The sequence below is a fragment of the Actinocrinis sp. genome (assembly GCF_035938995.1).
In the GTDB taxonomy this organism is placed as follows: Bacteria; Actinomycetota; Actinomycetes; order Streptomycetales; family Catenulisporaceae; genus DASZGI01.
This window is the reverse complement of sequence record NZ_DASZGI010000013.1, coordinates 1-6,080: the sequence shown is the minus strand read 5'-3', so window position 1 is coordinate 6,080 and position 6,080 is coordinate 1. Positions and strand designations below refer to the sequence as shown.

At 67.2% G+C, this 6,080-nt stretch carries 7 protein-coding genes; 6 read left to right on the top strand and 1 reads right to left on the bottom strand.

Annotated features, from left to right (window positions below; genetic code table 11):
• The 6 genes from VGZ32_RS00710 to VGZ32_RS00685 form a co-directional block, all read left to right on the top strand.
• Positions 1 to 642 (top strand): polysaccharide deacetylase family protein (locus VGZ32_RS00710; RefSeq protein ID WP_326883768.1); only part of this gene is annotated, 642 nt, incomplete at its 5' end.
• Between the two features lie 185 nt (positions 643 to 827).
• Positions 828 to 1,301, top strand: coding sequence for a carboxymuconolactone decarboxylase family protein (locus VGZ32_RS00705; protein ID WP_326883767.1), 474 nt, complete (start codon positions 828 to 830; stop codon positions 1,299 to 1,301).
• 715 nt (positions 1,302 to 2,016) lie between these two features.
• Positions 2,017 to 3,414 (top strand): hypothetical protein, encoded by a 1,398-nt coding sequence (locus VGZ32_RS00700; RefSeq protein WP_326883766.1) that lies wholly within the window; start codon positions 2,017 to 2,019, stop codon positions 3,412 to 3,414.
• 204 nt (positions 3,415 to 3,618) lie between these two features.
• Complete coding sequence (locus tag VGZ32_RS28970) at positions 3,619 to 3,984, top strand: winged helix-turn-helix transcriptional regulator (RefSeq protein ID WP_326883765.1); 366 nt, start codon at positions 3,619 to 3,621, stop codon at positions 3,982 to 3,984.
• Positions 3,909 to 4,787 (top strand): ROK family protein, encoded by an 879-nt coding sequence (locus VGZ32_RS00690; RefSeq protein WP_326883764.1) that lies wholly within the window; start codon positions 3,909 to 3,911, stop codon positions 4,785 to 4,787. Before VGZ32_RS28970 ends, VGZ32_RS00690 begins: the two co-directional genes overlap by 76 nt.
• Positions 4,788 to 5,256: 469 nt before the next feature.
• A complete protein-coding gene (locus VGZ32_RS00685; RefSeq protein ID WP_326883763.1) occupies positions 5,257 to 5,403 on the top strand; it encodes a hypothetical protein in 147 nt (48 codons plus the stop codon).
• A gap of 59 nt (positions 5,404 to 5,462) precedes the next feature.
• On the opposite strand, the gene VGZ32_RS00680 is transcribed toward VGZ32_RS00685, so the two are convergent.
• A partial coding sequence (locus VGZ32_RS00680; protein ID WP_326883762.1) for an ATP-binding cassette domain-containing protein occupies positions 5,463 to 6,080 on the bottom strand: 618 nt, incomplete at its 5' end.

Sequence of the window (6,080 nt, the reverse complement as noted above, 5' to 3'; positions counted from 1 at the left end):
CCGCCGGCCCCGCCCGCGGTCAAGCCGATCACCCTGAGCGCGGCGAACCCGCAGGTGTTCTCGCGCGTCCCGATCAGCGACAACGTCGTGTTCGTCACCATCGACGACGGCATCGAGAAGGACCCCGCCTTCATCCAGATGGTCAAGGACTTCCAGATACCGATCACCATCAGCCTCGCCGACACGCTGATCCGCGACGACTACGCGTACTTCGCGCAGCTCTACCAAACCGGGTTCATCTCCATCCAGAACCACACGGTCAACCATCCGCTGGATATGCCCGGCCTCTCGGCCCAGCGTCAGCTGGACGAAATCGCCGGACAGCAGGAGAAGCTCCAGAAGGAGTACGGCACGACGCCGTACATATTCCGGCCGCCGGGCGGGAATTACAACGCGACGACGATCTCCGCGACCAAGCAAGCCGGTCTCAAAGGCATGATGCTGTGGAAGGAGTCGATGGAGATACAGGATATGCAGTACCAGACCGCCTCGCACCACCTGCGGCCCGGCGACATCATCCTGTGTCACTTCCGCGGCCCGGCGCAGCTCAAGGGCGAGACCATGATTCAAATGATGATCAACCTGTACCGGCACATACAGGCGCAGGGCTTCACGGTCGCCGACATCACCAAGTACGTGTGAATCGCGGTGTGCGTGAACTGCAGCGGGGCACCCGTGGACCGCAGCGCGCGGGAACGGTCATACCGTCGAACGAGACCCGGCGAGCAAGAGACTCACGTCACACCCGATTGGCCCACCGGCCTGTCACATCCCGTCGGGCCGCTCCGTCAATGCTGTGTAACCGTCAACACGGCAAGGAGATCGAGATGAGCGCCCGACTCGAGCTTTTCGGCAACGAGACCGCGAGCAAGTTCCTGAAGTACATCAACTCCGCAGGCCGGGTCCTCCACGAGACGACTCTGCCGGCCGCGACCCAGGAACTGGTGAAGATCCGCGCCAGCCAGACCAACGGCTGCGGCTTCTGCACCGACATGCACACCAAGGACGCCGCGCACGCCGGAGAGACCTCCGTGCGGCTGAACCTGGTCGCGGCGTGGCGGGAGGCCACAGTGTTCACCGAGGCCGAGCGCGCCGCCTTGGAACTGGCGGAGCAGGGCACGCGCACCGCCGACGCAGCCGGAGGCGTCACGGACGAAGCCTGGGCGAACGCGGCCAAGCACTACGACGAGGACCAACTGGCCGCCCTGGTCGGCCTCATCGCCCTGATCAACACGTACAACCGGATGAACGTGATCATCCAGCAGCCGGCCGGCGACTACCAGCCCGGCCAGTTCGACTGATCGGGAGCGGGCCGAGGGTCAAGGATCCGAGGCCGCTCGCCTCACTCGCCCCAGCCGCACGGTGCGGCTGGGGCGAAGGTTTGTTGAGCGTGAGGCCCCTGATGTTGTGCGCAGCCGTACGGCTGCGTCGACTGGCACGGTTCGACTCGGGCGGCGCGCTTCGGTCTGCTAGCTCGCCTCAGCGGCACGGCACGGCGCGGCTGGGGTGAGGCGCTTGTTGAGGCTAAGGCGTCTGATGTTGTGCGCGGCTGTACGGCTGCGTCGGCTGGCACGGCTCGACTCGAACGCCGCGCTCAGGTCCACGTCGAAGACCGGAGTCGAGACAGATCGAAACGCGCCGCAGGCGAAGTTCGTGAAAGACCTTCCACGTCGAGAGCCGCACGGGGGGCCTCGCCACGGTCGAGGTGGAGGTCGGAGCCCGCGCTCTCGACGTCTCCACTCATCATTTCGTTACGAGTGAACGCGGTGACTGCACCCACTGCTATCCCAGCTTTGTCCGCTGCGACGCGGTGCTTGACGCGGGCGGTGCGGCAGCCTACTTTACGTTTAGTATTTCGCACACATTTCTTATATGTGAACCTCATTTCGCATACGAGCGTTGCTGTGCTTCATTCTCGCGGGTCTTTTGATCGCGTAGGCAGACCGACGGCACTCCCACGCCGTTCCCACGCCGGTTGTCTACCTACACCCACCCTCCAGCGCCAAGGGAGTGCCAATGGCCCACCTCCGCCTCACCTTCAAACACCGCACCTTCGCACTATCGCTGGCCGCGCTGTGCGTGACCGGCGCACTGACCGCCGTGGCGACGTCCGCGTACGCGGCTCCCGGCGCGGCGCAGCCGGCCGCGACCGCCGTGAAGATCACCGTCAGCAAGACGGGCAGCGGCACCATCGGCAACGGGTTCGCCGGATTCAGCTACGAGAAGGACCGCATCGGCGCGGGCGTCTTCAACGCGACCGACACCAACCTGGTCAATCTCTTCAAGCTTCTCGGCCCGAACGTGATCCGCATCGGCGGCAACCTCAACGACATCGTCAAATGGAATCCCAACGGCGCGGGCGGCTCCGCGTCCGAGGTCGCTCCGCCGGACGTGACCAAGCTCGCCGGGTTCCTCCAGGCCACCGGCTGGAAGGTCATCTACGGCATCAACCTCAAGATCAACACCGCCGCGAACGCCGCGTCGGAGGCCCAGTTCGCGGCGCACGCCCTCGGAAGCAGCCTGATCGCGTTCGAGATCGGCAACGAGCCGAACTTCTACACGACCGAGAGCGCCTACGAGTCCTCCTACAACTCGTACCTCAAGGCGATCAAGGCCGTAGTGCCCAACGCAGTGTTCGACGGACCGGGCTGCGGCGACACCACGGCCTGGGTGAGCGCGTTCGGCTCGCACGAGAAGAACAACAGCCTGCAGATCCTGTCGACGCACCTCTACATCGGATCCAACACCTCCGGCACGATCTCCGGAATGCTCGCCTCGACCGCGTCGGGACGGTTGCCGAGCACGTGGGCGACGATGCAGAGCACCCAGAAGGCCGACGGGATCTCGCAGTGGCGCATGACTGAGACGAACTCGTACTACCACGGCGGCACCGCCGGGGTGAGCGACGTCGAAGCAGCGTCGTTGTGGTCGCTGAACTACATGGACGGCGTCGCGGCGCATGGCGGCGCGGGCGTCAACTTCCACGGCGGCTCGTCGAGCCAGTTCCCGCTGAACTACACGCCGATCACGTACTCCGGGATCACGCCGACCGGGGTGCAGGGTGTCTACTACGGTGAACTGCTCTGGGTGATGGCCGGTACCGGTGCCTTCCACACCGCGACGGTGTCCGGCGGCAAGGGCGTCACCGCGTGGGGGATCGGGGACAACGTGCTCGTCGACAACATAGGCTCGTCCGCGGTCAGCGCGACGATCACTCTGTCCGCCTCCGCGACCGGCGCCGGCGAGTACGTGCTGACGGCGCCGTCGCTGTCGTCCCACGCGGTCACGATCGGCGGATCAGCGGTCGGCGTCAGCGGCTCGTTCACGCCGAACCCGACATCCGTGTCCGTCAGCGGCACCACGACGACGGTGACCATCCCGGCGGATAGCGCCGCGCTCGTTCAGACGCACTGACGAACCGGAGGATGTGGCCGCGGCTGGGCTTGCCCGGACAGGATTGATCGTTGGTTCTGTCCGCGCAGGCCCGGCTGGGTTCGGTGAGTGCCGTTGCGTGCTCGGGTCGCGCTGGTGGATCTTCGCGATGCTGGAGCGCGAACGCGCCGCCATCGCGTTCAATTCTTTTATTGACACGGGAAATAAACACGGTACGGTGCGTTCGTGCGTGCGACTCAACGTCCCGAGCCGATCCCGATCACCGGGTCGGCCGCCACGCTCGCCTTCACCACCCTGCTGACCCAGGGGCCACTTTCCCGGGTGGAGGTGGGCCGACGCACCGGGCTGTCGCCGGCGGCGGTGACCAAGGCTGTGCGGCCGCTGCTCGAGAGCGGCTACCTGAGCGAGGACCGGCCGATCGGTGCGGCCATCGGCCGACCGGCCACGCCGCTCCGCGTGTCGGCCGACTGCGCGTTCTTCGTCGGCGTGAAGGTGACCGGTGAGAGGTCATCGGCGTGGTCACCGACCTGCAGGCGAACATTCGCGCGGTGCGTCACGCGGCGTTGGTCGCCCGCGACGTCGAATCGGTGACCGTGGTCATTGGCGAGGTGGTTGACGACCTGCTCGCGCGGAGCGAGGCGTACCGCACCCGGGTCCGCGGGCTGGGCGTCGCGCTGTCCGGCGACGTCGACCGCTCGGTGGGCGTGGTGCGCTACACCCCGTTCCTTGGCTGGCGCGACGTGCCCTTTGCTCAATTGGTCACCTCGCGCACCGGCCTGCCCACGGTGCTGGACAACGACGTGCGGGCGCTCAGCGCGGCCGAGGGGTGGTTCGGCGCCGGCAACGGTGCCCGCTCATTCGTGCTGGTCACGGTCGGCTCGGGAATCGGCTGCGGCATCGTGGTCAACGGCGCGGTCATCTCCGGCGCGCACGGAGTGACCGGGGAGATCGGCCACCTGACGATCGATCAGCAAGGACCGGTCTGCCGCTGCGGCAACCGGGGGTGCCTCGAGGCGATCGCCTCCGATCCGGCGATCATCGACCAGATCAACCAGTTGCCCGGAGTGCACGTGCGCACTCCGGGCGAGGCGGCGGCCCTGGCGCACAGCGGCCATGAGGGCGCCAGCGCCGTCTACGCGCGGGCCGGGCGAGCGATCGGCCTCGGGCTGGCCGCGGCGGTCAACCTGATCGGGCCCGAGCGCGTCATCATCTCCGGAGAGGGACTGGCCGCCTATGACCTGTTCGAACAGCAGATTAGGACGACCTTCGCCCAGCACGCCTTCAGCACGGCGGATCAGTGCGAGATCGTCGTCTGCCCACTCAGCTTCGACGAATGGGCCCGAGGAGCCGCTACGGTTGCCATCAAGGCATTCATAAGCCAGGAAAAGGACTGACACGCAGGCGACGGTCGGTGTGGCGTGCGGACCGTCGAAAGCCGGTTCCGGGCGCGCGGTACCGGCACCACACGCCAAAGATTTCCGACGCCGCCTGCCAGGCGCCGGTGCGAGAAGTCGGCGCAGCGTCTTCCCGTCAGGCGCTGCGCCGACGCCCCATCTCCGTGGGGGACCCACACCCAGCGACATGACAAGGAAGGACAGTTCTACTCCGCCGCCAACCCCTCCAACACCCTGACCGCCCCGGCCGCGGTGGCATCTTGCAGCGGCTGTGACAACGGCCAGAAGGTCGGCAACCTCTACAACGGAGCCGCCGTGCAGTTCAACAACATCACCGTGGCACGCGGCGGAAACTACGCCCTGACCATCCGCTACGCCGCCGGCGACGAGTGCACCGGATACGTCAGCGTCAACGGCGGCCCCGAACAGCTGATCGGCTTCTTCCCCCCGCACCGGCGGCTGGGACACGGTGGGCACCTATCTGATGTGCATCCACCTGAACGCCAGTACCAACACGATCAAATACCTGACTCACGCGGGACCGAGCACCTTCCCCGGCCCCCGCACCTACTCGCCCGACCTCGACGGCATCCAGGTCACGCCGTTGACCAGTTGATCGCCAGTCCTGCATCTGACACCCCCAGACTCCCGCGGGTGCTCCGCCGACGCCTTCGGTCAGGCGCCGACGTACGCCGCCAGGTGCTGGCCGGTGAGAGTGGAGCGGTCGGCGACGAGGTCGGCGGGCGTCCCCTCGAAGACGATCCGGCCGCCGTCGTGGCCGGCGCCGGGGCCGAGGTCGATGATCCAGTCGGCGTGCGCCATGACCGCCTGGTGGTGCTCGATCACGAGCACTGACTTGCCGGAGTCGACGAGCCGGTCGAGCAGGCCGAGCAGTTGCTCGACGTCGGCCAGGTGCAGGCCGGCGGTCGGCTCGTCGAGCACGTAGACGCCGCCCTTCTCGGCCATATGCGTGGCCAGCTTGAGCCGCTGCCGCTCGCCGCCGGACAGCGTGGTGAGCGGCTGGCCGATGGTGAGGTAGCCGAGCCCGACGTCGGCGAGCCGGTCGAGGACGGCGTGCGCGGCCGGGGTTCGCGCCTCGCCGGCGCCGAAGAACTCCTCGGCCTCGGTCACCGACATCGCGAGCACCTCGCTGATGTCGCGGCCGCCGAGGTGGTACTCCAGCACCGACGCCTGGAACCGCTTGCCCTCGCAGTCCTCGCAGGTGGTGGCGACCCCGGCCATGATCGCCAGGTCGGTGTAGATGACGCCGGCGCCGTTGCAGGTCGGGCAGGC